The organism is Alcanivorax sp. HI0044, from assembly GCF_001634945.1.
Genome location: NZ_LWEZ01001668.1, coordinates 1 through 928 on the forward strand (window position 1 = coordinate 1; position 928 = coordinate 928).

Here is a 928-nt window from a genome sequence, read left to right on the forward strand (position 1 = left end):
TGCTGGTGACGCCAGTAGACGACGATGTCCTGGTCCAGGGTGAACGCATTGGCCGGCTGGCCATTGGTGGCCGGGGGCGCGAAGTTGGCGCTTTCGCTGTTTGTTTCTTCTTCACTGCTGGCGGTTGCCGTGCGGTTGTCCAGTTTGACCTGCCATTGCTGCGGGCCCAGTTGCTGGATCTGCGCTTGGGGGTGTTTGGGCAGACGCAGGGCATCCACCGGGTAGCCGCTGCGCAGATTCAGTGTAAAGCTGAAGTGCTCTTCGACGCTGTCGTTGGCGGTCCAGAACGCCAGCTTCTTCTCGTCCACGCCGCCTTCTTCCAGCGGGTACACATAGCGGCCGATGCCGGTATCCACAAAGGCAGGCTGCATGTAGACCAGCCGTACCCGGGTGTCCTGGCCGGCGTGAACCGGTTGCACCAGCACATCAAAGGCCTTGTAGCTGTCCTTTTCGGTGAGCCCGGCCTCGCGGCCGGCGGCTTTTTCCTGTTCGTAGACCTGGCGGGCCTGCTGCTTTTCCAGCACTTCGCCGATTACCGGCTTGCCGTCGATCCATACGGTGAACTCGGCCACGGTGCCGCGCTCGGGGACCGGGAAGCGGTAGTAGGCTTCCAGGTCCTGATCATTGGGGTTGTGGAAGACCTGCTCCACTTCGGTAATGGCGTAGCCGTCTTCCACGTCCACGGTGACGTGTTGCTCGCGGATCTGTAGCGGCGGCAGGCTGCTGTTGGCTGGCGTCATCAGCCCGGCGGCCAGGGCTGGTGTGGTCAGCGCGCTGCTCAGCAGCAAAGCCAGACCGGAAAAAAGGCGGGTCAATCTGTTCCTGAAACCCATGATGATTCTCCTTGTTATGGATCATGGGGTTCGTTTTACGCGTGGTTGTGTGTTTTGTTAAACGCTGTTCATTAACAAGACATGTCGCAAGGTGT

At 60.2% G+C, this 928-nt stretch carries 1 protein-coding gene; it reads right to left on the reverse strand.

Annotated features, from left to right (window positions below; translation table 11 throughout):
- On the reverse strand, positions 1 to 833 hold an 833-nt coding region (locus A3730_RS25125), incomplete at its 3' end, for a VIT domain-containing protein (RefSeq protein WP_255364324.1).
- Positions 834 to 928 lie beyond the last annotated feature (95 nt).